Genomic DNA, 21,809 nt, shown 5'->3' on the forward strand with positions numbered 1-21,809 from the left:
ATGACCGTCGACCCTGTGCTCGCTGCCGAGCAGGCCCACCTGGAGACGGCGCGGACGGAACTTGCGCGCATGCGCGAGCACACCCGGGAGCTGACCGAGGAGGCCGCGCGGCGGCCGGGGGACGCGGTGGCCGACGCGGCGCTCGGGGCGGCGCTGGCGCGGCGGGCGGCGGCGCTGGTCGACGACCCGGGCAGCACGTTGTTCTTCGGGCGCACCGACCTGGACTCGGGGGAGTCGCTGCACATCGGGCGGCGGCACGTCATGGACACCGCCGGGGACCCGGTCGTCATCGACTGGCGGGCCGACGTGTCGCGGGGTTTCTACTCCGCCACCCGCGACGAGCGGCACGGGGTCGTCCTGCGGCGCAGGTTCGGGGTCGACGGCGGGCGCATCACCGCCTACGAGGACGAGCACCTGCTCGACCCCGACGAGCACGACGCGGCCAGCGAGATCCTGGCCCGCGAGATCGAACGGCCCCGCTCCGGGCCGATGCGCGACATCGTCGCGACCATCCAGCCCGAGCAGGACGCGCTCGTCCGGGCCGACGCCCGCACGACGGTCTGCGTGCAGGGCGCCCCGGGGACCGGCAAGACCGCCGTCGGGCTGCACCGAGCGGCCTGGTTGCTCTACGCGCACCGGGAACGGCTGACCCGGCAGGGCGTCCTGGTGATCGGGCCGAACCACGCGTTCCTGCAGCACATCGCCGCGGTCCTGCCGGCGCTGGGCGAGGTCGAGGTGGAGCAGGCGACGATGGAGAGCCTGCTGACCGGAGGAGCGGAGGGGCGGAAACCCGTTGCCGTGCGGGCGGTCGAGGAGCCCGCCGTCGCCCGGTTGAAGGGAGACGCGCGGATGGCCGCGGTGCTGCACCGCGCGGTCTGGTCGGCGCTGGTCGACCCGACCGAACCGCTCGTCCTCACCCGGGGTTCGACCCGCTGGCGGGTCCCGGCGTACCGGCTGGCCGAACTCGTCGCCGAACTCAGAACCCGCGGCCTGCGCTACGAGGCCGCCCGCGACCTGCTGCCGGCGCGGATCGCGCACGTCGTCCTGCAGTTGTTCGAGGCGGCGGGGGACTCCCCGGACGACCGGGTCCAGGACGCGGTGGCGCGCAGCGCCGACGTCAAGCGCGAGGTCAAGAAGCTGATGCCGCCGCAGGACGCCGCCCGCGTGCTCTGGCGGGTGCTCGCCGAACCGGAGTTCCTGGCCGCGTGCGCCGAGGGAGTCCTGGACGAGGCCGAGCAGGAACTCCTGCGCTGGACGACACCGCCGCGGACCCCGGGGTCGGCCCGTTGGACCGCGGCCGACGCGGTCCTGCTGGACGAGGTCGCCGACCAGTTGTCCCGCACGCCGTCGCGGGCCCATGTCGTCCTCGACGAGGCCCAGGACCTCTCCGCCATGCAGTTGCGGGCGGTCGGGCGGCGTTGCACGACCGGGGCGGCCACCGTGCTCGGCGACATCGCCCAGGGGACGACGCCGTGGGCCGCGGCCTCCTGGGACGAGGTGCTCGACCTCATCGGGAAACCCGAGGGGCAGCTGGAGATCCTCGACCGGGGTTTCCGCGTCCCGTCCGCGGTCATCGACTACGCCGCCACGCTCCTGCCGTGGATCGCGCCCGACCTCACCGTTCCCCGCTCGGTGCGCACCGATCCGGGTCGCCTCGACGTCCGGTCGGTGGACGATCCGGTGGCCGCGGCGGTCAAGGAGGTGCGGGCGGCGCTCGCGGGCGAGGGGTCGGTGGGTGTGGTCCTGGCCGCCGGGCACGTCGAGGCCGCGGCCCGGGAGCTCGCCGCCGCCGGGATCGGGTTCGCCCGTCTCGACGACCCCGAGCTGGACGCCCCGCAACGGGTCTCGCTGGTCCCGGCCGGTCTGGTGAAGGGGTTGGAGTTCGACCGGACGGTCGTCGTGGAACCCTCGGCGATCGTCGCCGGGGAACCCGACCGTCGCACCGGGCTGCGCCGGCTCTACGTCGCGCTGACCCGCGCGGTCAGCGCCATGACGGTCGTGCACGCCGACCCGCTCCCGGAGGAGTTGGGGTAGGTCAGCGCTCGGTCGGGGGCAGCAGGCTGTGCGCGTCGAGGTCGTCCTCGGTCCGCGGGGTGCGGCCGGAGTCCGGGTCGACCGCCGTGTCCCCGGCGGGGGAGAGCCCGTAGTGCAGGTAGAGGGCGGTCTCGGCCTGACCGTCCAGGTGGTCCCCCGAGGTGAGGACCGGGGCCTCGTGCACCTGCTGCACGGTGACGTCCAGGTGCAGACGCCCCCGGGCGTAGGAGGCGCTGGCCAGCGGGATGAACCGGTCCGGGCCGTCCTCGACCGCGGCGGCGTCGGTCGCGTCGGAGGATCGGCAGGTGACCGTGACCCACTCGGGGCGGCCGGTGTGATCGTCGTAGTAGATCCCGCTGACGGGTCCGATCTCGCGACCGTCGCGGTCGTAGGCGGCGGACCGTGCCACCAGGAAGGCCTGGTCGTCGGTGATCGGCATGAGCCTGCGGTGCCCTTCGGTGAACGTGATCTCTCACGACAGTGCCACGGTCGAGCCCCGGCGTCCGCGCCGTCACCCGTCGAGGCCATGATGGGGGGACCCGAGATGGTTCGCCGGGTGACCCCGGTGGACCACTTCCAGCGTATACAGCGTAAACCACGCGTCTGGCCGGGCGGTGGACCGGTGCGTCCGCCACGCTGGGGGAAGAGATCGCGCGGCCGCCGTGGCCCGCAGGCCCGACCGAGCCGACGAAGGGTGGAGGGGATCGCATGTCCGCGTCCGCGCGCCGCCCCACCGGTGGCGAGGAGAACCGGGCCGGGGACGCCGGTTCGGGGGGCGCCACGCTCCGCCGGCCGGCGCTGACCAAGAGCTCCGTGCTCGAGGCCGCCATCGACTTCGTCGACCGGTTCGGTCTCGCCGAGCTCTCCATGCGCAAGCTGGGTGCGTCGTTGCAGGTCGAGGCCATGGCCCTGTACCGCTACGTCGACAGCCGCGACCAGCTCCTCGACGCCATGGTCGACCGGGTCGTGGACCAGCTCTACGCCGACCCCGACGTGCTGCTCGGCCCGGACGACGACTGGCAGACCTGGCTGCGTCGGGTGGCCGCCGGGGTCCGGCGCATCGCCCTGACCCACCCGGAACTGTTCCCGCTCATCGCCACCCGCCACCGCGCCGCCCCGTGGATCCGCCCGCCGTTGCGCAGCCTGCGCTGGATCGAGGGTTTCCTGGCCGGACTGCTCTCCCGGGGGTTCAGCGAGGACGCGGCCATCTACGCCTACCGCGCCTTCGGCAGTTTCCTGATCGGGCACCTGCTGCTGGAGAACTCCGCCGACGGGGTCGAACCGGTCGACGTCGGGTCGGCCGACGGGGCGGGCGCCGAACCGGCCCGGGCCACGCCGGGGGAGTCCTCGCCGCCGATGCTCGAGGCGTACCCGACCATCCTGCGACTCTCCGATCGGCTGCAGGTCCAGGACCTCGAGGAAGAGTTCCGGGACGCCCTGGAGAACCTGCTGCGTCGGCTCGACCGGGCCCGTACCGCCCGCTGAACCGCTGCGCGCACAGATGTTTGCGCGAGGCAAGAGTTTGGTGAGGCAGCTCACAAATTTCGAGTGGCGCGATCACGCGCCGTCGGTAATTTACAGCGTAAGCCGATCAGTTGACGGCTCATCGAACTGGTCCCGCCGAGGGACCACGTGGCTTCCTGGAGGGACCCACATGTCCGACACCCAGACCTCCCGTCCCGCCGGCGCGCTGTCCAAGACCGGCGGGGACCTGGCGAGCAGCAAGGGCACCACCAGCATCCACGACCAGGTCGTCTCCAAGATCGCGGGCCTGGCGACCAAGGAGATCGCCGGCGTCCACGCGGTCGGCGGCGGCGCCGCCCGGGCCATCGGCACGCTGCGCGAGCGCATCCCCGGTGCCCGCACCAACCACTCCCAGGGTGTCTCCGTCGAGGTCGGCGAGACCGAGACCGCTATCGACATCGACATCATCGCCGAGTACGGCGTGGCCATCAGCGACCTCTCCGCCGCCGTGCGCCGCAACGTCATCGCCGCCGTCGAGCGCATGACGGGCCTCTCGGTCAAGGAGGTCAACATCGACGTCAACGACATCCACATCGCCGGTGAGGACGACGACGACACCGACGACCAGCCCCGCGCGCGCGTGCAGTGACCGACTCCTACCCGCCCGCCGAGCCCGGGACCGCGGGGCCCGTCGAGGGCGTCGTGGTCCAGGGCCAGGAGCTCGCGGACCTCGTCGCGACGGCCGTCCTGCGCGTGCCGGGGGTGGCTCGTCTGCACCCCGGTCGTTTCGGTGAGGTGGTCACCCTGCTGCCCGGTCGTCGGGTGAGCGGGGTGCGGGTCCGGCCCGCCGTCGAGACGGTCGCGGGCCCGGGCGTCCGGACCGAGGGGGTGGAGGTCGCGCTGGTCGTGACCCCCGCCCGGCCCCTGCCCGACGTGGTCGCCGACGTGCGCGAGGCCCTCGGCCTGCTCACCGCCGGCCCGGTCGACGTCCTCGTGGCCGATCTCGAGGTCACCCCGGTCGAGCCTCCGGCCGAGCCCTCGCTCCACCCCGCGTCCGGCTCGACGCCGGTCGACCCCGCTCCGGGACCGGTGGCCGCCCCCGGCCCCGCCCCGCACGACCCGGCCTGAGCACCGGACCACCCCGCACCGCCGGGGTCGCGAACCCCGCGACCCCGGCGAGCCCCTCGATCTCCCGGAGGACCGCATGTCCACCTCGTTGGCCGGCCTGTTCGTCGGTCTGCTCCTCACCGTCATCGCCGCCATCGGCGGGTTCGGCTGGCTCGTCCTGGGCCTCCTGCTGGGAGCCGTCGGTTACGCCGTCGGCGCCCACCTCGAGGGCCGCATCGACCTGCGCAACCTGGTCCCGGGCAACAGCCGTGGCTGACCAGGCCGCGACGGCCGTCCTGGCCCCGGCCGCCGAGCGGGGGTCGCTGAACGTCGGCGACCGCGCCGTCAAGCGCATCGTCGAGGCGGCCGCCCGCGAGGTCCGCGGCGTGGCCCGCCCCAACGACACCGTGGGCACCGTCGGTTCCGCGCTCGGCCGCGACTACCCGCGCGTCGAGTGCGACGTCGCCGGTTCGCGCGTCCAGGTGCGGGTCGAGGTGGCCCTCTACTGGCCCGCGGCCAGCGCCGAGGTCGCGGCCGAGCTGCGCGACCACGTGCGCGAACGTCTCGCCTCGTTGGCCGCACTGCAGGCCGACACCATCACCGTCCGCGTTGCCAAGATCGTGCGCCGCGGCGTCCCGGAGAGGAGTCGGGTCCAGTGAGCTCTCCCAGTTCCGCCCGGCACGGCGCCGGCCTCGCCCCGGCCCCCGCCCCCACCGGCAGCGGCCCCATCGGGGTCGTCGGACCGGTCCTCGCCCTGCTGCTGCTCGCCGTCGGGGTGCTGCTCGTCCGCGACGCCCTCGTCGCGGGCGGTGCGATCGGCGGATCGGCGATCCTGCCCGCCGCCGTCGACGGGGCCCGGGGGTTCGCGGCCGAGACCTGGCTGGTCGCGGTCGGGGTCGTCGTGGTCCTGATCGGGCTGTGGCTCGTCGTCACCGCCCTGCGGCCCCGCTCGCGGCGCACGCTGCCGCTGCGCTCGGCGACCAACACCTTCCTGCACACCTCCGACCTGGCCCGGCTCGCCTCCGGCGCCGCGCGCGACGTCGACGGGGTGCTCTCCGCCTCGACGTCGGCCTCGCGCAGCAAGGTCACCGTCTCGGTGCAGGCCACCGGACCCGTCGACGACGAGGTCCGCCGGGCCGTCACCGCCGCCGTGGGCGTCGTCAACCCCCCGCCGAGGGTCTCGGTGCGGGTCAGCACGTCGGGAGGACAGCGATGAGCCGCGGTGTCGTCGGTCTCGACCGGTTCCTCGCCCTGCTCGCGGGCCTGGTCCTCGTCGTCGTGGGGGTCGCGGTCGCGGCCTGGCCCCTCGGCTACCTCAAGCAGGTGTGGCCCGCGATGCCCGACGAGCTCCGCCTGCAGACCGCGGGCGACGTCGTCGGGGCGTCCTGGTGGCCCTGGGCCGCGGGGGGTGCGGGGGTCGTCCTGGCCCTGCTCGCCCTGTGGTGGCTGCTCGCCCACGTGCCGCGTCGCGGGGCCGGTGACCTGTCCCTGCCGGGGTCGGACCGGGCCGGCCGCCTCATGGTCGACGCCGACGCCCCGGCCTCGGCGGCGGCGGACGTCCTCGCCGACGCGCCGGGCGTGCGCAGCGCGCGCGGTCGGACCATCCGCGACCGCAACCAGCTGGTCGTCGAGCTGACCGTGGTCACCGAACCCGACGCCGATCTCGACGCGGTGGTCTCCGCCTCCGACGCGGTCGTGGCCGACCTGGCCCGTGTCCTCGGGCGTCCCGACGCCCGGGCCCGCGTCCAGATCACCGTGGCCCGCCGCGGCCGATCGGGAAGCCGGGTGCACTGACCCGTCCTGCCTGGGGTCCGCCCCCTCCCCGGACCGTGCGCCGGGCACCGTGAGCAGAATCGGTGCCCGGCGTGCGCCGTTCCCGGGCCGGTCGCGGTCATCGCGTCGGTCCACCGGCCACACCCCCCGCTGCGACCCGCCGAGGAGGCCCACCCGTGCCGATTCCGTTCGACCGGTTGCCCCCGGCCAGCGCCGTGGACCTGCGGGGGCCGGTCATGATGCACCAGCACTGGGACGACCTCGCCTTCCTGCACTGGGCGGTGGACCCCGCCGTCGTCGCCCCGCACCTGCCGCCCGGGGTGGAGCCGGACGTCCTCGACGGGGTGACCTACGTCGGGCTCATCCCGTTCACGCTGCGTGGCGCCGCGCCCGGCCGCCTGCCCGCGGTGCCGTGGCTCGGCACCTTCCTGGAGACCAACGTCCGGCTGTACTCCCGCGACGCCCGGGGCCGGCGCGGGGTCGTGTTCGTGTCCCTCGACGCCGACCGCCTCGCCGTCGTCCTCGGCGCCCGGCTCGCCTTCAACCTGCCCTACCGCTTCTCCGCCATGGACCGGCACGAGCGCTGGCACGAGGGACGACGCGAACTGCTCTGGCGCTGCCGCACCCCTGCGGGGGCGCGCAGCCGGATCGGCGTCCGCGTGCAGCGGCGCGCCCCCCGCGGGGCCGACGCCGACGTGGCCCGCTTCTGCACCGCCCGGTTCGGGCTGCACGTGCGCCACCTCGGACGGACCTGGTGGATCGCCAACGAGCACGAGGAGTGGCGGCTGCGCGAGGCCGAGCTCACCCGGTTCGACGACGGGCTGCTGGCCGCGGGGGGTTTTGACGGGCTCGCCACCCGCGCCCCCGACTCGGTCCTGTTCAGCGTCCGGGTGAGCACCCGGTTCGCCCTGCCGGTCCCGCTGTGACGTCTGGGGAAGGCTGGGGGACAGGGAACTCTCAGGGCGACCGGCCCGTTGACCCGTTCACCGCCGACGCCCGACCGACCGAGAGAGGACCGCCGCCGCCGTGCGCGACGACCGCCCTGCCGATCAACCTCCGAGTACCTGGCGCCCCCGCCTCGATGACGACGGGGGCGCGGCATGACCGAGATCCTCGCGATCGTCGTCGGGTTGCTCCTCGTGGCCGCCTGCGGTGGCTTCGTCGCCGCCGAGTTCGCCTTCCTCACCGTCGACCGTCCCACCGTCGAGCGGGCCGTCGCCACCGGCGACAAGAAGGCCAAGGGGGTCGAGAAGGGGCTCAAGACCCTCTCGACCCAGTTGTCCGGGGCCCAGCTCGGCATCACCATCACCAACCTGGCCATCGGGTTCCTGGCCGAACCCGCGATCGGACGGCTGCTGCGTCCCGTGCTCACCGACGCCGGGGTTCCCGGCGCCGCGGCGACCGGCGTGTCCTACGCGGTGGCCTTCGCCCTCTCCACGGGGATCACGATGGTCTTCGGTGAACTGGTCCCGAAGAACCTGGCCATCGCCCGACCGCTGGAGACCGGTCGCGCCGTGCAGGCGTTCATGCGCGGTTTCACCACCGCCACCGGGCCGGCCCTGCGTTTCCTCAACGGTTCGGCCAACTGGCTGCTGCGCCGCATGGGCATCGAACCCCAGGAGGAGCTCGCGTCCGCGCGGTCCGCGGAGGAGCTGACGTCGCTCGTCGCCCGCTCCGCCGAGCAGGGAACCCTGCCCGAGGAGACCGCCGTCCTGGTCCAGCGTTCGCTCGTCTTCGGCTCGCGCCGGGCCGAGGACGTCATGACGCCCCGGGTCCGGTTGCACTCCCTCACCGCGCAGGACTCCCTCGTCGAACTGCTCGAGGCCGTCCACGCGTCGGGGCGCTCCCGGTTCCCGGTCGTCGACAGCGGCCCCGACGACGTCGTGGGCGTCGTGCACGCCCGTCAGGTCCTCGACGTCGAACCCGCCGAGCGCGCGGGCGTCCCGCTCGCCTCGGTGGCGCACCGCGCCCTGCTGGTGCCCGAGACGATGGAACTGGACACCCTGCTCGACGAACTGAAGGCCACGCCGCTGCAGATGGCGCTCGTCGTCGACGAGTTCGGCGGCGTCTCGGGTCTGGTGACCCTGGAGGACCTGATCGAGGAGATCGTCGGCGAGGTCGTCGACGAGCACGACGCCGAACGCCCGCCCGGCCGGGAGCACCCCGACGGTGGTTGGGTCCTGTCCGGCCTGCTCCGTCCCGACGAGGCGTCCGCGCTGCTCGGGGTCGACCTGCCCGAGGACGACGAGTACGAGACCGTCGCCGGGTTGCTCGGGTTGCACCTCAACCGGTTGCCGCAGGTCGGTGACGAGGTGGAGGTCGCGGCCGGCTTCGCCGAGCGCGCCCGCGTCCGGTTGCGGGTCACCGCGCTCGACGGGTTGCGGGTCGACCAGCTGCACGCCGAGGTCCTGGACTTCGGTCTGGACGGCGACACCGCGGCCGAGGCCGCCCGCCCGGAGGCGACCAGCCCGCCGGAGCACCACGAGGACGACGAGACGATCGAGGAGGGACGACGATGAGCGACGGTCTGGCCATCGGTATCGCGGTGCTGCTGCTCATCGGCAACGCCTTCTTCGTCGGGGCCGAGTTCTCGCTGATCTCGGTGCGACGCACCGTCGTGGAACGCCGAGCCCTGGAGGGCCGGCGCTCCGCGCGCACCACGCTGCGGGCCATGGAGAACGTCTCCCTGATGATGGCCTGCGCCCAGCTGGGCATCACGCTCTGCTCGTTGGGGCTCGGGGCCATCGGAGAACCGGCCGTGGCCCACCAGCTGGAGAAACCGTTCGCGGCCCTCGGCGTCCCCGAGGAACTCCTGCACCCGGTCGCGTTCGTCATCGCCATGGCCTTCGTCGTGTTCCTGCACGTCGTGCTCGGCGAGATGGTCCCGAAGAACATCGCCCTCGCGGGTCCGGACCGGGTCGCCCTGCTGCTGACCCCGTTGCTGGTGCTGGTGGCCAAGATCCTCTACCCGGTCATCGGGACGATGAACTGGATCGCCAACCACGTCCTCAAGGCCGTGGGGGTCGAACCCAAGGACGAGGTGACGTCGGCCTTCACGCGCGACGAGGTGTCCGGGCTGGTCGCCGAGTCGCGCCGGGAAGGGTTGCTGGAGAAGGGGGAGGAGCTGCTCGCGCTGGGCGCCCTCACGTTCGCCGACCGCAAGGCCGGTGCCGTGCTGATCCCCACCGAGCAGATCGCGGCGCTGCCCGCCGACGCGGTCGTGGCCGACGTCGAGGACGTGGCCCGCCGGACCGGGTTCTCCCGCTTCCCGGTGCGCTCCAGCCAGGGGGGTTTCCGCGGGTACGTCCACGTCAAGGACGTGCTGACCGCCGACGAGGCCGCTCGCCACGCGCCGGTCCCGCGCCGCTACGTGCGGCCGCTGGCCCGGGTCTCCGCCGACGACGCCATCAAGACGGTGCTGGAACGCATGCAGCGTTCCGGGGCGCACCTGGCCCGGGTCTTCGACGGCGACCGCGAGATCGGCATCGTCGCCCTCGAGGACGTGCTCGAGGAACTCGTCGGCGAGGTGCGTGGCACCATCAGCGGGTGAGCAACCCGTCGCCCGACCCCGCCGCCGCCCCGACCTGGGAACTCCGTTTCCGGGCGGGGCGCGTCGGCGTCCCGCAGTGGGCGCTGGACGCCCCCGACCGGTGCGCGGTCGTGGCCACCGCGTCCGGGGCGCTGGAGGTGCACTCCTACGACGTGGCGGCCGGTGAGCTGCGGCAGTTGACGGCCCGGCCCGAGGGGACCTCGGGCGCTGTCGTCGAGCCGTCGGGGGACGGCATCTGGTGGTTCGACGACACCGCGGGCGACGAGCACGGACGCTGGCGCCGGCAGCCCTTCGGGGCGGCGCCGGGGGAGTCCGTCACCGACCCGGTCGACCTGCCCGCCGCCTACTCCGCCGGGCTCGCGCTCGGGCGCAGCGGTCGGGCCGTCGTCGGGCTCAACGACGACGGCTACGGCACCCGGGTCGTGGTCGTCGAGGGCGGGCAGGCGCGCACCCTCTACGAGCACCGCGAGGACGCCTGGGTCGCCGACCTCTCCCTGGACGAGGAGTGGGTCGCGCTCTCGCACTCCGAGCACGGCGACTCCCGTCACCCCGACCTGCGCGTCGTCCGCACCACCGACGGTTCGACCGTCGTCGAGCTGGCCGACGGGCCCGGCAAGGGGGTGGCCCCCGTGGCCTTCGCCCCCCGGCCCGGGGATCCCCGGCTGCTCGTGGAGCACGAACGCTCCGGCCGCGCCGAACTGCTCGTCCTCGACGTGACCGACGGGTCGGAGACGCCCATCGCCCTGGACGCCCCCGGCGAGGTCGCCGGCGCCGACTGGACCACCGACGCCGGTGCCCTCCTCGTCCTGCTCGACCACGAGGCGCGGACCCGGCTCTACCGGCACGACCTGGCGGCGGGCACGACGACGCTCGTCGGCCCGACCACGGGCAGCGTCGGCACCGCGAGCGCGCGGCCCGACGGCGACGTCTGGTTCTCCTGGTCCTCGGCCGCGGAACCCTCGGCGGTGCGCCGCCTCGACGGGTCGGTCCTGCTCACCGCGCCGGGGCACCGCGCCCCCGGTTCCGTCCCGGTGCACGACGTGTGGGCCGAGGGCCCGGGGGGTCGGGTCCACGGTCTGCTGCGCCTCCCCGACGGGGCGGACGGACCGCTGCCGCTCGTGGTGGAGGTCCACGGCGGCCCGACCCACCACGACACCGATTCGTTCGGGGCCTACCCGGCCACCTGGGTCGACGAGGGGTTCGCCCACGTGCAGGTCAACTACCGCGGCTCGACCGGGTACGGCTCGGCCTGGCGCGACGCCATCGAGGAACGCATCGGCCACGTCGAGCTCGCCGACGTCGCCGCCGTCGTCGACCGCCTCGTCGCCGACGGGATCGCCGACCCCGCCCGCCTCATCCTGGGCGGGGCCTCCTGGGGCGGCTTCTGCACCCTGCTCGGCCTCGGGATCCAGCCCGACCGCTGGGCGCTGGGGCTGGCCGGGGTGCCGGTCGCCGACTACGTCGCCGCCTACGAGGACGAGATGGAGGGTCTCAAGGCCTTCGACCGCTCGCTGTTCGGCGGGTCTCCCGAGGAGGTCCCGGAGAAGTACCGCGACGCCTCCCCGCTGACCTACGTCGACGCCGTCCGCGTCCCCGTGCTGATCCTGGCCGGCGAGAACGACCCCCGCTGCCCGATCCGGCAGATCGAGAACTACGTGGCCCGGCTCGAGGAACGCGGTCTGCCGCACCAGGTGTACCGCTACGACGCCGGGCACGGGTCGTTGCTGGACGACGAGCGGGTCGCCCAGATGCGCACCGAGCTGGAGTTCGTCCGCCGCCACCTGGGCGCCGGAACCACCGACTGACCTGCCGCCGGACCACAGACCCCGCCCCCCACGTCCCCACCCGCCGCCCACCCGCCACCGTGATCAAGGAATCCTTGGTGGCGAATTCCTTGATCACGGGGGGCGAGGGGGTGGTCAGGCGTCTCCGTGGCCTCAGTAGAAGGCGATCGAACTGGTCCTGTCGTTCATCGCGCTGCCGACGTAACCGACGAACCTCCCCGGTCCGAAGGAGGCGCCGGCACGGTCTCGGTTGAAGTTCGCGTTCTCGAACAGACGGGCGGTGCAGTCGCTGTAGGTCCGGAACGAGCTGATCTTGTCGTTCCAGCCCGACGGCATCGACACCAGGGTGAAGTCCGTGTCGGCGTTCGTGTCGCACGGGGCGTTCTGCGTCACGGTCAGGACGGCGCCCCCGTAGTTCAGATCGGCGTAGAACTTGCCCAGGAGGTACGTCGCCGCCGCCGACGTCTGCGTCGTCGCAGCACCGGACAGGCTGGAACCGCAGCGGAGGGATCCCGTGCTGAGGTTCAGCGTGCAGCTCTGGGCGGGTGCCGCCTGCGCGGCGCCGACGGGCAGCACCAGGGCGCCCAGGGACAGGGCAGCCCCGACGGTGAGCCGTGCCGCTCGACGTCGAAGCCCTGCGGGGATTGCCGATGTGCGGTTCATGAGACCTCCCTGGTCCGGGCGTCGGGCCGACGCCTCATGAGGACCGTTCTACGGGACGGTCGACCACTCGCTCGGGGAGCTACGCAGATCTGCGTAGTCGGACCTCCGTCGCGGCGGGACCGGCCTGTGCCGATCCTTTCGGCCACACTCCTCGCATGGACGCGCCGCAGGCCCTGCTGACCGCGGCCGGGGTGCACGCGGGGTTCCAGGCGACCATCACCCTGCTCGTCTACCCGGCCCTGGTCGCCACGCCGCCGGCGTCGTGGGCGCGGGTGCACGCGGCCCACTCGCGGCGCATCGCTCCACTGGTCGCCGTCGTCTACGGAGCGCTCCTGGGGGCCTGGGTCTGTGTCCTTGTCGGGGGCGCGATGACGTTCCCGCTGTGGGTGGCGGCGGCGGGCAGCGTCGTCACCGGGGCGACGACGGCCCTGTCGGCCGCCCCGACCCACACCCGGCTGGGGCGGGAGGGGCCGCGGCCGGAGCTGCTGCGCCGCCTCGTCCGCGCCGACCGGGTGCGGCTGGTGGGCGCGCTGACGACCCTCGCCGGCGCATGGGTCGTGGTCGGACGGTGACCCCGCCCGCCGGGGAGGTCAGCGGGTCGGGGCGGGCGCACCGGCCGCGGTGCGGCGGCGCTGGGCGGGGATGACGACGGCGGCGGGGTCGACGGGGGCGCGGCCGAGGCGGTCGAGGCGACCGGACCACGCCATGATCCCGAGGCCGAGGAGGGCCAGGACGGCGGCCACCGCGGCGGGGGAGGCGTAGCCCAGGCCGAGGTCGATGACGACGCCACCCGCGGCGGCGCCCAGCGCGTTGCCGAGGTTGAACGAGGCCTGCATCGAGGCCGACACCAGCCCGGCGCCACCACCGGCGGCGACGATCCCGCGGGTCTGGATCGAGGCGGACATCGAGAACCCGGCGAACGCGAACGCGAAGACCCCGACCGCCGCCGCGACGGGGTTCGCCGCGGTGAGGAACAGCAGGGTGAAGACCAGCATCTGCGTGCTCGCCCCGAGCAGCAGCGTGCGCTGCGGGGACCAGTCGGCGAGCCGCCCGCCGAGCAGGTTGCCCGCCGTCGCGCCGAGACCGAACAGCACGAGGATCCAGGACACCGCCGACGTCGGGTACCCGGCGACCTCGGTCAGCAGCGGCGAGACGTAGCTGAGGACGGCGAACGTGCCGGCGAAGCCGATGACGGTGATGGCGAGGACCAGCCACACCTGGGCGCGGCGGAACGCGGCGAACTCCGACCGGAGGCTGCCGGTGCGGGTCTCGACCTCGGGGACCAGGGCCAGGATCGCGGCGATGGTGACCGCCCCCGTCACCCCGACGACGGCGAACGTCACGCGCCACCCGAACGCCTGCCCGACCCAGGTGCCGAGCGGGACCCCGACGATGGTGGCGACCGTGAGCCCGGTGAAGACCAGGGCCAGTGCGCGCCCCCGCTTCTCCGGGGCGGCCAGGGCGCGGGCGACGACCGCCGAGGCACCGAAGAACGCGCCGTGGGCCAGGCCGGTGAAGAACCGGGCCGCGACCAGCAGCTCGAAGGTCGGGGCCAGGGCTGTCGCGAGGTGCCCGAGGACGAAGATGCCCATCAGCCCCATCAGGACCTGCTTGCGGCGCATGCGGTGCGTGAGGGCGGTCAGGGTCGGGGCGCCGACCACGACGCCGAGGGCGTAGGCGGAGATCAGGTGCCCACCGGTCGGGATGGACACCCCGAGGTCGGTCGACATCTCGGGGAGCAGACCCATGGCGACGAACTCCGTCGTCCCGATGGCGAACGCTCCGACGGCCAGGGCCAGGATGGCGAGGGGCACAGCGACAGCTCTTTCCGCGACGGTGGTGGGTAGGACTGCCCGAGCACTGCCCCGTCGCGATGTCGTGCACCACCATCATCGCCCCCAGCCCCCGGGGATGTTCCACCTCGGGGCGTCGCGATCACCGGAGCCGTTGTGCGACAACCCCTCCCGCGCGTGTCGGAATCACCTCACGGATCCCTCACCGCCGCCGGCTCCGGACCGCGGGGGGTCAGTCCTCGCGGACGCGCCCGCCGTCGACCACGAAGCGCCGGTCCACCGCCACGGCCTCCAGGAGCCGTCGGTCGTGGCTCACCAGCAACAACGTCCCCTCGTAGCTCGCCAGTGCCTGCTCCAGCTGCTCGATGGCGGGCAGGTCGAGATGGTTCGTCGGTTCGTCCAGGACCAGCAGGTTGACCCCGCGCGCCTGCAGCAGGGCCAGCGCCGCCCGGGTCCGTTCCCCGGGGGAGAGCGTGGAGGCCGGGCGGCCGACGTGCTGGGCCCCGAGCCCGAACTTCGCCAGCAGCGTGCGGACCTCGGCCGTCGCCTGGTCGGGGACCTGGGCCGCGAACGCGTCCTGCAGCGCGACCTCCCCGAGGAACAGCCCGCGGGCCTGGTCCACCTCCCCGACGACCACCCCGGAACCCGTGCTGACCCTGCCCTCGTCGGGCTGCAGCCGGCCGAGGAGGAGCTGCAGCAGCGTCGTCTTGCCGCTGCCGTTCGCCCCGGTGACCGCGATCCGGTCGCGGGCGTCGATCTGCAGGTCGACCGGTCCGAGGGTGAACGCCCCCCGCCGGACGACCGCACCGTTCAGCGTGGCCACGACCGACCCGGACCGGGGGGCCGCGGCGATCGACATCTGCAGCACCCACTCCTTGCGGGGTTCCTCGACGACCTCGAGGCGTTCGATCGCCTTCTCGGTCTGGCGGGCCTTGGCCGCCTGCTTCTCGCTGCTCTCGCGGTGCCGGGCCCGGATGTGCTTGTCCGGATCGCCCTTGCGGACCGCGTTGCGGACGCCCTTGTCCATCCAGCTGCGCTGCATGCGGGCCCGGGCCTCCAGGCCCGAGCGGGTGTCGGCGAACTCCTCGTAGCGCTCGCGGGCGTGCCGACGCTGGACGTCGCGCTCGGCCAGGAACTCCTCGTACCCGCCGCCGACGACCCGGACGACCTGCTGGGCCAGGTCGAGCTCCACCACGCGGTCGACCGTGCGGGCCAGGAACTCGCGGTCATGGCTCACCAGGACCGTCCCGGCCCGCAGGTCGGACACGAACCGTTCCAACCGTTCCAGGCCGTCCAGGTCGAGGTCGTTGGTCGGTTCGTCGAGGAGGAACACGTCGTAGCGCGACAGCAGGAGCGCGGCCAACCCGACCCGGGCCGCCTGCCCACCGGAGAGGGCCGGCATCTCCAGCCCGACGTCGACGGCCAGGCCGAGATCGGCGAGCACGTCGGCACGGCGCTCCTCGAGGTCGGCGCCGCCGAGGGCGAGCCAGCGGTCGAGGGCGTCGGCGTAGAGGTCGTCGGCGCCGGTCGCCCCCGTGGCGAGGGCGTCGGCCGCGGCGTCCATCTCCGCCTGCGCCGCAGCGACCCCCGTCCGACGGGCGAGGAAGTCGGCGACGGTCTCCCCGGCGCGCCGTTCCGGTTCCTGGGGCAGGTAGCCGACGGTCGCGCTCGGCGGGTTCAGGGTCACCGACCCCGTCTCGGCATGGCCGAGGCCGGCCAGCAAGCGCAGCAGCGTCGACTTGCCCGCCCCGTTCACGCCCACCAACCCGACGACGTCGCCCGGGGCGACGACGAGGTCGAGCCCGCTGAACAGGGTCCGGGGACCGTGGGCGGCGGAGAGGTCCTTGGCGACCAGCGTGGCACTCACGCCCCCAGTGTCCCGCGGCCGCGCGGGTCGATCACCCGGATTACCCGGCCACCGACCGGGGAGTCGGCATACTCACCCCCGTGAGCGCACCGGATGCCCCGACGAACCACCAGCGGACCAGCGGCTGGACCCTGCACGGGGACGGACGGACCATCCCGCCCGGCGCCGTCGTGGCCCCCGAGGAGCGGCTGGCCTGGCCCCGCACGATCGGGATCGGCCTGCAGCACGTCGTCGCGATGTTCGGCTCGACGATCCTCGTCCCCATCATCACCGGGTTCCCCGTCGCGACGACCCTGTTCTTCTCCGCGATCGGGACCGCGCTGTTCCTGCTGATCACCCGGAACCGCCTGCCCAGCTACCTGGGTTCCTCGTTCGCGTTCATCGCCCCGATCACCGCCAGCGCCGCCGGTTCGGCCGGGGGCGGGATCCTGCTCACCGGCATCCTGCTGGCGGTCGTCGGGTTCGTCGTCCACGTCGCCGGGGCCCGCTGGATCGACGCGCTCATGCCCCCGGTCGTCACCGGCACGATCGTCGCGCTCATCGGGCTGAACCTGGCCCCCGCCGCCTGGGGGAACTGCGACGACTCCGGCTGCTCCGGGTTCCAGGCCGACCCCACGACCGCCGTCGTCACCCTGCTCGCGATCGCCCTCACCACCGTGCTGTTCCGGGGAATGCTCGGGCGGCTCTCGATCCTCGTCGGGGTCGTCGTCGGCTACCTCGTCGCCCTCGCCCGGGGCGGGGTCGACCTCGACCCCGTCGGCCAGGCCGCCTGGATCGGGCTGCCCGAGTTCAGCGCCCCGCGCTTCGACCCGTCCACCATCGCGCTGTTCCTGCCGGTGGTCCTCGTCCTCGTCGCGGAGAACGTCGGGCACGTGAAGTCGGTGGCGGCCATGACGGGCCGCGACATGGACCCGCTCGCCGGCCGGGCGCTCATCGCCGACGGTCTGGCCACGACCCTCGCCGGGGCCGGCGGGGGTTCGGGGACGACCACCTACGCCGAGAACATCGGGGTCATGGCCGCCACCCGCGTCTACTCGACGGCCGCCTACTGGGTGGCCGCCGCGGCCGCGCTGGTGCTCTCGTTCTCCCCGGCCTTCGGGGCACTGGTCGGCTCGGTCCCCGCGGCCGTCATCGGCGGGGTGGGAACCCTGCTCTACGGGATGATCGGCGTGCTGGGCGCCCGCATCTGGATCACCAACCGGGTCGACTTCTCCGACCCGGTCAACCTGACCACGGCCGCGGTCCCGCTCATCATCGGGATCGCGAACTACACCTGGACGATCGACGGCGGCCTCCAGTTCGGCGGCATCGCCCTGGGGACCGCGGCGGCGCTGGCGCTGTACCACGGGATGCGGGCCGTCGGCCGGCGTCGCGGCACCCTCGTCGGGTGACCCGCCCCCGGCGCCCCCGCCGTCGTGCCACGATGGGCGCGACGGAGGGGGTGCCGCGATGAGCGAGGACCGGGCGGAGCAGTTCCGCGGGCAGCAGGACCCGAACTACTGGGCGAACCACCCGGACTACGGGCGGCCTGCCCCCCAGCCGCAGGCCTACCGGCCGGTCCCCGGACAGCAGGTGGGGATCTACCCGCAGCAGCCGATGGTGGTCGTCCCGGCGAAGAACCCCGGGTTGTCCGTGCTCTTCTCGTTCCTCTGGCTGGGCGCCGGGAACCTCTACGCGGGGCAGACCGCGCTCGGGGTGGTCCTGATCCTCACCCAGCTCGTCTGCGCCCCCCTCGCCTGGATTCTCGTCGTGTCCTCCCTCGGCCTCGGGGCGATCGTCACCGTGCCGATCTGGCTCGCGGCGTTCGCGGTGTCGGCCGTCACCGGGTTCTCCGCCTGCGCCGACCACAACCGGCGCCTCGGCCTGCCGGGCTGACGACTCGCGCGCCCGTCGACGGGGCCGCACAGTCGCGGGGTGAGCCGAACCCGCGCCGGGACCTCCGCGTCCGCGCAACCTGATCCCGAGCAGCCCGATCCTGATCTCCCCGACCCGGCCGAACGCCCCGACGAGCCCGAGGAGGAGGTCGAGGACGCGTTCGACCGGTTGGTGGAGGAGGGGGAGGACCGGCTGCGGCGCCCCCTGCTGCCCCTGGTCAGCGTCGGGTTGCTCGGCGGGATCGACATCGGGACGGGTCTGCTGGCCTACCTGGTCGTCAAGCACGAGACGGGCAACGGTCTCCTGGCCGGGCTGGCCTTCTCCGTCGGGTTCGTGGCCCTGCTGCTGGCCCGCAGCGAGCTGTTCACCGAGAACTTCCTCGTCCCGGTCACGGCCGTCGTCGCCCGGCAGGGCACGGTGGTCCAGCTCCTCCGGCTGTGGGTGGTGACGCTGGTGATGAATCTCGTGGCCGGCTGGGTCATCACCGGGATCATCATGACGGCGCTGCCGGACCTGGCCACGACGGCGGTGGAGTCGGCCCAGCATTTCGTCGACCTGGGGTTCGGCGCCGAGTCGTTCGCCCTCGCCGTCCTGGCCGGTGCGGTCATCACCCTGATGACCCGGATGCAGCACGCGACCGAGAGCCTGGGGGTCAAGATCGTCCCGGCGATCCTGCTGGGCGCGCTGCTGGCCGGCGGGCAGCTGCTGCACAGTGTCCTGGACTCGCTGCTGATCTTCTGCGCCCTGCACGTGGGCGCCCCGTTCGGCTACGGGGACTGGGTGGGGCTGCTCGGGTGGGCGGTACTGGGGAACCTGCTCGGCGGGCTCGTCCTCGTCACCGCGATCCGCCTGCTGCGGGTCCCGCACCGGGTCGCCGAGGCCCGCCGCGGGGGCGGCCCCGGCTGACCCGGGAGGCGGTCAGAGCGGTGAGGTGAGTTCCAGGTTGATGTCGTCGGGGTCCTGGATCGACAGGATCGCCATGCCGTGGTCGGACAGCTCCTCGACGTCGCCGTGCTCGACCCCGAGGGCGTCGAGCCGCTCCACCGCGGCGCGGAGGTCGTCGACGGAACCCACGGCCAGGCCGATGTGGTCGAGACCGACACGGGTCGAGTCGAACGTGTCCCCGTCCGCCGCGACGGGACGCAGACCCAGGAGCTGACCGTCCAGGTCGAACACGCAACCGCCGTAGAACTTCGTCTGGTCCTCGCGGACCCCGGGCTGGTCGGCCTCGGCGCTGAAGTCGATGGCGGGTTCGAGGCCGAACACCTCGGTGTAGAAGGCCTTGGACCGGGCGATGTCGGTCACGGTGAGACGGACGTGGTGGATCCCGCCGGGGCGGGTGGGCGAAGTGGTCACGCGTTCAGCTTCCGACCGTCGCGCGCTCTCCGCACGGCGAGATCGCCGTCCGGACCGGGGTGGGACGACGGACGCCGGGCCCCCGTGGGGGGACCCGGCGTCCGGGACGAGCCGCGCTCAGGCGGTGAACTCGCGCGCCACCAGCTCGGCGATCTGGGCGGTGTTCAGGGCCGCGCCCTTGCGCAGGTTGTCCCCGCAGACGAACAGGTCCAGCGTGTTCGGGAAGTCCAGGGCCTGGCGCAGCCGCCCGACGACCGTCGGGTCGCCGCCGACCGTGCCGGCCGGGGTCGGGAACACCCCGTTCGCGACGTCGTCGCGGACCTCGACGCTGGGCGCGGCCTCGAGGGCCGCGCGGGCCTCCTCGACGGTGATCTCCTTCGCGAACGTGGCGTGCACCGCGAGGGAGTGCGTGGTCTGCACCGGGACCCGGACGCAGGTGGCCGAGACCTTGAGGTCGGGGATCCCGAGGATCTTGCGGGACTCGTTGCGGACCTTCAGCTCCTCGCTGGTCCACCCGCCGTCCTTGAGCGACCCGGCGACGGGGACGACGTTGAGGACCAGGTGGGCGGGGAACGGCGAGTCCGCGCCGAGCTTGCCCTCGATGGCGGCGGCGGTGTCGCCGCTGGTCTGACCGAGTTCCCGCTGACCCGCGACGACCTCGATCTCGTCGTAGAGCCGGTCCACACCGGGCTGCCCGGCGCCGGAGGCGGCCTGGTAGGAGGCCACGACCAGTTCGGTGAGCTGCCAGGTGTCGTGCAGGGCGCCGAGGGCGTCCATCATCGTCAGCGTCGTGCAGTTCGGGTTGGCGATGATGCCCTTGGGGCGGTCGCGGGCCTGGGCCCCGTTCACCTCGGGCACCACGAGCGGGACCTCGGGGTCGGAGCGGAACGCCGCGGAGTTGTCGACGGCCACGGCCCCGCGGGACACGGCGACCGGGGCCCACTCGGCCGAGACCTCGTCGGGCACGTCGAACATGGCGACGTCGACCCCGTCGAAGACCTCGGGGCTGAGGGCCTGCACGACGACGTCCTCGCCGCGCACCTGCAGCACCTTGCCCGCGCTGCGGGCCGAGGCGACGAGACGGATCTCGCCCCAGACGTCCTCACGCTCGGAGAGGATCCCCAGCATCACCGAGCCGACGGCGCCGGTGGCGCCGACGACCGCCAGGGTGGGTTTGCGGTTCTCGCTCATCGACCGGTTCCTCCGTAGACGACTGCTTCGGCCTCGGCGTCCAGCCCGAACGCCGTGTGCACCGCGCGGACCGCGTCGTCGAGCTGGTCGGCGCGGGTCACGACCGAGATGCGGATCTCCGAGGTGGAGATCATCTCCATGTTGATCTTCTTCTCGCCCAGGGCCTCGAAGAACAGGGCGGAGACGCCGGGGTGCGACCGCATGCCGACACCGACCAGCGACAGCTTGCCGATCTGGTCGTCGAACTCCAGGCGCTCGAACCCGATGACGTCCTTGATCTTCTCCAGCGCCGTCACCGCGGTCTGCGCCTCGGTCTTGGGCAGCGTGAAGGAGATGTCGGCCGAGCCGCTGGCCCCGACCGAGTCGTTCTGCACGATCATGTCGATGTTGATCTCGGCCTCGGCCACGGCGCGGAAGATCTTGGCCGCGGTCCCCGGGTTGTTCGGCACCGAGACGACGGTGATCTTGGCCTCGCTGCGGTCGTGCGCGACGCCGGAGATGATCGGCTGTTCCACGGGGGACTCTCCTCTGTCGGAGCTGAGGCTGGCGGGGATCGGCTTGTCGGTGACCCAGGTCCCCTCGTGCGGGCTGAAGGAGGACCGCACGTGGATGGGCAGGTCGTAGTTCCGCGCGTACTCGACGCAGCGCAGCATGAGGATCTTGGCGCCGCAGGCGGCCATCTCCAGCATGTCCTCGCTGCCGATCCGGCTGATCTTGCGCGCGGTCGGGACGATGCGCGGGTCGGCGGTGAACACGCCGTCGACGTCGGTGTAGATCTCGCAGACGTCGGCCTTGAGCGCGGCGGCCAGCGCCACCGCCGTGGTGTCGGACCCGCCGCGGCCGAGGGTGGTGATGTCCTTGGTGTCCTGGCTGACGCCCTGGAACCCGGCCACGATCGCGACGGCACCCTCGTCCAGCGCGGTGCGGATCCGGCCCGGGGTCACGTCGATGATGCGGGCGCGACCGTGGGCGGAGTCGGTGATGACCCCGGCCTGGCTGCCGGTGAACGAGCGGGCCTCGAGCCCCAGGTTGGAGATCGCCATGGCCAGCACGGCCATCGAGATGCGCTCCCCGGAGGTCAGCAGCATGTCGAGCTCGCGCGCCGGAGGCATGGGCGAGACCTGCTCGGCCAGCTCGATCAGCTCGTCGGTGGTGTCACCCATCGCCGAGACCACGACGGCCACGTCGTGACCGGCACGTTTGGTCGCGGCGATCCGCCGCGCCACGCGCTTGATGCCGTCGGCATCCGCGACGGAGGAACCGCCGTACTTCTGCACCACGAGAGCCACGACGGGCGAGTCTACTGAGCCCCGGGGGGTGCTCGGACCCTCGCCGGATCACCGGGCGGCTGC

Annotated in this window: 23 protein-coding genes; 16 read left to right on the forward strand and 7 right to left on the reverse strand. The window is 73.4% G+C overall.

The window, feature by feature from the left end; genetic code table 11:
* On the forward strand, positions 1-2,034 hold the full coding sequence (locus ACFFKU_RS14010; RefSeq protein WP_380138854.1) for a HelD family protein: 2,034 nt from the start codon (positions 1-3) through the stop codon (positions 2,032-2,034).
* A 1-nt stretch (position 2,035) separates the two neighbouring features.
* Here the strand turns inward: ACFFKU_RS14010 and ACFFKU_RS14015 are convergent, their stop codons facing one another.
* Positions 2,036-2,473: a hypothetical protein gene (locus tag ACFFKU_RS14015; RefSeq protein ID WP_380138856.1), complete on the reverse strand. Its 438-nt coding sequence runs from the start codon at positions 2,471-2,473 to the stop codon at positions 2,036-2,038.
* A 269-nt stretch (positions 2,474-2,742) separates the two neighbouring features.
* On the opposite strand from ACFFKU_RS14015, the gene ACFFKU_RS14020 reads away from it, so the two are divergent.
* The 11 genes from ACFFKU_RS14020 to ACFFKU_RS14070 all read left to right on the forward strand — a co-directional run bounded on the left by ACFFKU_RS14020 (position 2,743) and on the right by ACFFKU_RS14070 (position 11,733).
* Positions 2,743-3,519, forward strand: a complete 777-nt coding sequence (locus ACFFKU_RS14020) for a TetR/AcrR family transcriptional regulator C-terminal domain-containing protein (RefSeq protein WP_380138858.1) — start codon at positions 2,743-2,745, stop codon at positions 3,517-3,519.
* Between the two features lie 169 nt (positions 3,520-3,688).
* The gene (locus ACFFKU_RS14025; RefSeq protein WP_380138860.1) at positions 3,689-4,147 is read left to right on the forward strand and encodes an Asp23/Gls24 family envelope stress response protein; all 459 of its coding nucleotides are present in this window, start codon (positions 3,689-3,691) and stop codon (positions 4,145-4,147) included.
* Entirely contained in the window at positions 4,144-4,626 is a 483-nt protein-coding gene (locus tag ACFFKU_RS14030; protein WP_380138861.1) for an Asp23/Gls24 family envelope stress response protein, read from the forward strand. Before ACFFKU_RS14025 ends, ACFFKU_RS14030 begins: the two co-directional genes overlap by 4 nt.
* A 76-nt stretch (positions 4,627-4,702) precedes the next feature.
* Complete coding sequence (locus ACFFKU_RS14035) at positions 4,703-4,882, forward strand: DUF2273 domain-containing protein (RefSeq protein WP_380138863.1); 180 nt, start codon at positions 4,703-4,705, stop codon at positions 4,880-4,882.
* Positions 4,875-5,264: an Asp23/Gls24 family envelope stress response protein gene (locus ACFFKU_RS14040; RefSeq protein WP_380138865.1), complete on the forward strand. Its 390-nt coding sequence runs from the start codon at positions 4,875-4,877 to the stop codon at positions 5,262-5,264. The genes ACFFKU_RS14035 and ACFFKU_RS14040 overlap by 8 nt, the downstream gene beginning before the upstream one ends.
* Positions 5,261-5,821 carry a DUF6286 domain-containing protein gene (locus ACFFKU_RS14045; RefSeq protein WP_380138867.1) on the forward strand — a complete coding sequence of 187 codons (561 nt, stop codon included), beginning with the start codon at positions 5,261-5,263 and terminating at the stop codon, positions 5,819-5,821. Before ACFFKU_RS14040 ends, ACFFKU_RS14045 begins: the two co-directional genes overlap by 4 nt.
* The gene (locus ACFFKU_RS14050; protein ID WP_380138869.1) at positions 5,818-6,399 is read left to right on the forward strand and encodes a hypothetical protein; all 582 of its coding nucleotides are present in this window, start codon (positions 5,818-5,820) and stop codon (positions 6,397-6,399) included. Before ACFFKU_RS14045 ends, ACFFKU_RS14050 begins: the two co-directional genes overlap by 4 nt.
* A 155-nt stretch (positions 6,400-6,554) precedes the next feature.
* Entirely contained in the window at positions 6,555-7,304 is a 750-nt protein-coding gene (locus tag ACFFKU_RS14055) for a YqjF family protein (protein ID WP_380138871.1), read from the forward strand.
* A gap of 174 nt (positions 7,305-7,478) precedes the next feature.
* A complete protein-coding gene (locus ACFFKU_RS14060) occupies positions 7,479-8,897 on the forward strand; it encodes a hemolysin family protein (protein ID WP_380138872.1) in 1,419 nt (472 codons plus the stop codon).
* The gene (locus ACFFKU_RS14065; RefSeq protein WP_380138873.1) at positions 8,894-9,928 is read left to right on the forward strand and encodes a hemolysin family protein; all 1,035 of its coding nucleotides are present in this window, start codon (positions 8,894-8,896) and stop codon (positions 9,926-9,928) included. Before ACFFKU_RS14060 ends, ACFFKU_RS14065 begins: the two co-directional genes overlap by 4 nt.
* Entirely contained in the window at positions 9,925-11,733 is a 1,809-nt protein-coding gene (locus ACFFKU_RS14070; RefSeq protein WP_380138874.1) for a S9 family peptidase, read from the forward strand. Before ACFFKU_RS14065 ends, ACFFKU_RS14070 begins: the two co-directional genes overlap by 4 nt.
* Positions 11,734-11,865: 132 nt before the next feature.
* Here the strand turns inward: ACFFKU_RS14070 and ACFFKU_RS14075 are convergent, their stop codons facing one another.
* Complete coding sequence (locus ACFFKU_RS14075; protein WP_380138876.1) at positions 11,866-12,288, reverse strand: peptidase inhibitor family I36 protein; 423 nt, start codon at positions 12,286-12,288, stop codon at positions 11,866-11,868.
* 242 nt (positions 12,289-12,530) lie between these two features.
* On the opposite strand from ACFFKU_RS14075, the gene ACFFKU_RS14080 reads away from it, so the two are divergent.
* Complete coding sequence (locus ACFFKU_RS14080) at positions 12,531-12,947, forward strand: hypothetical protein (RefSeq protein ID WP_380138878.1); 417 nt, start codon at positions 12,531-12,533, stop codon at positions 12,945-12,947.
* Positions 12,948-12,965: 18 nt separating this feature from the next.
* On the opposite strand, the gene ACFFKU_RS14085 is transcribed toward ACFFKU_RS14080, so the two are convergent.
* Both ACFFKU_RS14085 and ACFFKU_RS14090 read right to left on the reverse strand, forming a co-directional pair.
* Positions 12,966-14,189 (reverse strand): MFS transporter, encoded by a 1,224-nt coding sequence (locus tag ACFFKU_RS14085; RefSeq protein ID WP_380138879.1) that lies wholly within the window; start codon positions 14,187-14,189, stop codon positions 12,966-12,968.
* Between the two features lie 211 nt (positions 14,190-14,400).
* Positions 14,401-16,035, reverse strand: a complete 1,635-nt coding sequence (locus ACFFKU_RS14090; RefSeq protein ID WP_380138880.1) for an ABC-F family ATP-binding cassette domain-containing protein — start codon at positions 16,033-16,035, stop codon at positions 14,401-14,403.
* Between the two features lie 80 nt (positions 16,036-16,115).
* Here ACFFKU_RS14090 and ACFFKU_RS14095 point away from each other — a divergent pair, with 80 nt between their 5' ends.
* The 3 genes from ACFFKU_RS14095 to ACFFKU_RS14105 are packed head-to-tail and all read left to right on the forward strand — an operon-like array spanning position 16,116 to position 18,816.
* Complete coding sequence (locus ACFFKU_RS14095; RefSeq protein ID WP_380138882.1) at positions 16,116-17,426, forward strand: uracil-xanthine permease family protein; 1,311 nt, start codon at positions 16,116-16,118, stop codon at positions 17,424-17,426.
* 58 nt (positions 17,427-17,484) lie between these two features.
* On the forward strand, positions 17,485-17,910 hold the full coding sequence (locus tag ACFFKU_RS14100) for a TM2 domain-containing protein (protein ID WP_380138883.1): 426 nt from the start codon (positions 17,485-17,487) through the stop codon (positions 17,908-17,910).
* Positions 17,911-17,949: 39 nt separating this feature from the next.
* A complete protein-coding gene (locus ACFFKU_RS14105; RefSeq protein WP_380138885.1) occupies positions 17,950-18,816 on the forward strand; it encodes a formate/nitrite transporter family protein in 867 nt (288 codons plus the stop codon).
* A 12-nt stretch (positions 18,817-18,828) separates the two neighbouring features.
* Here the strand turns inward: ACFFKU_RS14105 and ACFFKU_RS14110 are convergent, their stop codons facing one another.
* The 3 genes from ACFFKU_RS14110 to ACFFKU_RS14120 all read right to left on the reverse strand — a co-directional run bounded on the left by ACFFKU_RS14110 (position 18,829) and on the right by ACFFKU_RS14120 (position 21,746).
* Positions 18,829-19,266 (reverse strand): VOC family protein, encoded by a 438-nt coding sequence (locus tag ACFFKU_RS14110; RefSeq protein WP_380138887.1) that lies wholly within the window; start codon positions 19,264-19,266, stop codon positions 18,829-18,831.
* A 117-nt stretch (positions 19,267-19,383) separates the two neighbouring features.
* Positions 19,384-20,457, reverse strand: coding sequence for an aspartate-semialdehyde dehydrogenase (locus tag ACFFKU_RS14115; protein WP_380138890.1), 1,074 nt, complete (start codon positions 20,455-20,457; stop codon positions 19,384-19,386).
* Positions 20,454-21,746, reverse strand: a complete 1,293-nt coding sequence (locus tag ACFFKU_RS14120; protein ID WP_380138892.1) for an aspartate kinase — start codon at positions 21,744-21,746, stop codon at positions 20,454-20,456. Before ACFFKU_RS14120 ends, ACFFKU_RS14115 begins: the two co-directional genes overlap by 4 nt.
* Between the last annotated feature and the right edge of the window lie 63 nt (positions 21,747-21,809).

Origin of the sequence: Kineococcus gynurae (assembly GCF_042433995.1) — a bacterium.
Taxonomy (GTDB): Bacteria; Actinomycetota; Actinomycetes; order Actinomycetales; family Kineococcaceae; genus Kineococcus; species Kineococcus gynurae.

What these genes read in the sequence shown, in the direction of transcription:
- ACFFKU_RS14065 (WP_380138873.1), top strand. Translation starts at nt 8,894, where the DNA reads ATGAGCGACGGTCTGGCCATCGGTATCGCGGTGCTGCTGCTCATCGGC.
- ACFFKU_RS14060 (WP_380138872.1), top strand. Translation starts at nt 7,479, where the DNA reads ATGACCGAGATCCTCGCGATCGTCGTCGGGTTGCTCCTCGTGGCCGCC.
- ACFFKU_RS14020 (WP_380138858.1), top strand. Translation starts at nt 2,743, where the DNA reads ATGTCCGCGTCCGCGCGCCGCCCCACCGGTGGCGAGGAGAACCGGGCC.
- ACFFKU_RS14050 (WP_380138869.1), top strand. Translation starts at nt 5,818, where the DNA reads ATGAGCCGCGGTGTCGTCGGTCTCGACCGGTTCCTCGCCCTGCTCGCG.
- ACFFKU_RS14080 (WP_380138878.1), top strand. Translation starts at nt 12,531, where the DNA reads ATGGACGCGCCGCAGGCCCTGCTGACCGCGGCCGGGGTGCACGCGGGG.
- ACFFKU_RS14015 (WP_380138856.1), bottom strand. Translation starts at nt 2,473, where the DNA reads ATGCCGATCACCGACGACCAGGCCTTCCTGGTGGCACGGTCCGCCGCC.
- ACFFKU_RS14115 (WP_380138890.1), bottom strand. Translation starts at nt 20,457, where the DNA reads ATGAGCGAGAACCGCAAACCCACCCTGGCGGTCGTCGGCGCCACCGGC.
- ACFFKU_RS14010 (WP_380138854.1), top strand. Translation starts at nt 1, where the DNA reads ATGACCGTCGACCCTGTGCTCGCTGCCGAGCAGGCCCACCTGGAGACG.
- ACFFKU_RS14025 (WP_380138860.1), top strand. Translation starts at nt 3,689, where the DNA reads ATGTCCGACACCCAGACCTCCCGTCCCGCCGGCGCGCTGTCCAAGACC.
- ACFFKU_RS14100 (WP_380138883.1), top strand. Translation starts at nt 17,485, where the DNA reads ATGAGCGAGGACCGGGCGGAGCAGTTCCGCGGGCAGCAGGACCCGAAC.
- ACFFKU_RS14035 (WP_380138863.1), top strand. Translation starts at nt 4,703, where the DNA reads ATGTCCACCTCGTTGGCCGGCCTGTTCGTCGGTCTGCTCCTCACCGTC.